Annotated in this window: 3 protein-coding genes; 2 read left to right on the plus strand and 1 reads right to left on the minus strand. The window is 63.0% G+C overall.

Annotated features, from left to right (window positions below; all coding sequences use genetic code 11):
• On the minus strand, positions 1-728 hold a 728-nt coding region (locus DBR22_RS15775; protein WP_146187526.1), incomplete at its 3' end, for a hypothetical protein.
• Positions 729-1,226: 498 nt separating this feature from the next.
• Between DBR22_RS15775 and DBR22_RS15780 the strand changes: the two genes are divergently transcribed.
• Positions 1,227-1,421, plus strand: coding sequence for a hypothetical protein (locus DBR22_RS15780; RefSeq protein WP_375134974.1), 195 nt, complete (start codon positions 1,227-1,229; stop codon positions 1,419-1,421).
• Between the two features lie 193 nt (positions 1,422-1,614).
• Positions 1,615-2,556: pyridoxal phosphate-dependent decarboxylase family protein (locus DBR22_RS15785; protein ID WP_375134975.1), on the plus strand; the 942-nt coding region annotated here is incomplete at its 3' end.

A 2,556-nucleotide genomic window follows, 5' to 3' on the forward strand; every position in this document is an offset into this window, starting at 1 on the left:
ATCGAGATGGGGGCGGCGCCGAACGGGTCGGGTCCGTGTGGACCTGCAGCATTCCACAGCACAATTCCGGGCTTGGAAGGAACGGCGTGGAAATCCGGGTCTATCGAGACAAATGAGTGAGTCGTCGGGAGCGAGCCATCGGGGTGGGTGGACAGGCCCACCACGGGAGTCCAGACTCCTGATACCGGACCGTCTGGAAGGGGAACTGCACGGACCGAGGCCTCACAGTACAGGGCGTGGGTATACCAACCCTTGCCCCGAAGGAACGCATTCCTCGAAACGTTGGAGAGTGACCTGCCGTTCTCGATGTTGGCCTGCCAGTTGAAGCTGGTTTGCATTTCGTTGCCGTCCGGCTCCGGGACGAAAGCGCGAAAGCGGATTTCCTGCGTGCCTGAATGGTTGAATGCAGAAATTGGCCGCGAGAACGTCAGCCAGCGCTCACAGGTTCCGGAGCACACGAAGTCGCCCTGCCCTGTGCTGGACGGGCCGGGGCAGGTAAAGTCTGCTGCTGTCGCCCGTAGGTAACACTTCTGGACGGTCGTTTCGGTGTCTGAGGTCTTGAACACCATTGCGACGTAGTTGGCCGTGCCCGGGTTGTCGTGGAGGACCACCCGCACATTCACCGTGAGGTTACCCGAACTGATCGTTTCACCTTCAGGGATGCATGCCCCCAAGTGAACATGGCCGGTATTGGTGGTGGAGTTGTTGGCTTGGTCGGCGTCCGGCATCCACCACGCTTGAGTATCCACGAACTGCCGGGTTTCGGTGTACGTCGTGCTGTCGGCGGCGGGGGCACCTATGCACGGTCCGGTCACAGCCCGGGCAGCACCGGGACTCAGCGCAGTCATCAGAGCACAGGTCATCGCAACACCAATTCCCAGTCCCAGGAATCGTCTCATGGCCGTCCAGCCTTCCAAGTGATTGTTCGCGTCTCTTGGTTGTCCCGCTCGTTGGGGCTTCCTGTATGCCCCCCTTCTTTCCGGGTGGGGGCCTGTGCGGTAATCGTGGCGCGTCGCCGCTGCCTGGGGAGACTCGGCCATTATAGGCCCGGGATAAGAGGCAAACCAGAGTGTCAAGACGCTTCGGTGCTCATCATTTGGGTGGTGAGGCCTGTTGTCACCGACGGACATCGTGGTGTGCACCTGGGTCCTTAATGACGCGGTCTTGATCCTGCTGCGCGGGGGAGCGGCCTCAGGAAGCCTCAGCACCGCTGAGCGCTCGCGGGGTTGCGCGCCAACGAGGCCCGGTATTACAGCACCAGGTACGGCCACGTTTTTACCGTCAGCCCTGCCGGCGAGGTCCCTGAAGTGGTGGACCGCGTAAGCCGGATCCTCCAGGAAGAGCGGGACATCGTCTTTGGCTCCCGCCCGCTTGCAGGTGTCATCCGTGGCTCCTACTTCGTGATCAAGGGCGAGTACTGATGTGCACCTCCTGCCGGGGGGGCTGGTGATCGCTCCTCTCGGGTGAATCTTCCAGTCAATGACAGGCTCCTGACGCAAAAATAACGACGATCAGACAATTCCGGACAAATACATCACATTAGTTTGACTAAAAGGGTGTCCTAAGTAAGGCTTGCCTTGCTAATGACCCTTTCTGTTGACCTAAGGATGACCTGTGCCACTGCTGCCAACTGTTGACGAGATACGCACGGATCCGAACCGGGTGGACCGTGCCCTCCCCGGCCACGATTTCGGTTCGCGGGTAGAGCTTGCCCTCGCGGCCACCAACCATCTGTTCAACTCACGCAACTCCACCCGCTACGTGGCACAGGTGCTGCAGGGCGTCAACACCGTGGCCACCAAACTGGACCGCACCACACGCCCGTTCACCGGCGTCGGACCCTCCGAGATGAGGGACCGCATCGGCGCGGTCGATCTTGACCGCCCGCTTCCGGACACCGCCGCAGCGCTGGAAGAGCTCGAGTCCGTCTACCTCCGGGATGCCGTCTACTTTCACGATGCCAAGTACGCCGCCCACCTGAACTGCCCCGTGGTGATCCCGGCGCTCGTGGGGGAGGCCATCCTGTCCGCGGTGAACTCGTCGATGGACACCTGGGACCAGAGCGCGGGCGCCACCATGATCGAGCGCCGGCTGATCGACTGGACCACGGAGCGGCTGCAGCTGGGGCCCGCTGCCGACGGCGTGTTCACCTCCGGGGGAAGCCAGTCCAACCTGCAGGCGCTGCTGATTGCCCGGAACCACGCCGTCGCCGGGCTGCGGCAGGAACCGGCCAGGGCCGGAGACCGGCTGCCCGCCCTGTTGGAAAAGTTGCGGATTTTCACGTCCGCCGACAGCCACTTCAGCATCCAGAAATCGGCCTCCATACTGGGCCTGGGCTTCGATGCCGTGATCTCCGTCCCGTGCACCGCCGAACACAGGATGGATCCCGCCGCCCTCGCGGGGGCCATGGCGGAAGCACACGACGCCGGACTGGTGCCGATGGCGGTGGTGGCCACGGCCGGGACCACCGACTTCGGCGCCATTGATCCGCTCGCCGAACTCGCCGCCCTGGCCCGTGCTTACGGCGCCTGGTTCCACGTTGATGCAGCGTACGGC

The sequence above is a fragment of the Arthrobacter sp. HMWF013 genome (assembly GCF_003061105.1).
GTDB lineage: Bacteria > Actinomycetota > Actinomycetes > Actinomycetales > Micrococcaceae > Arthrobacter.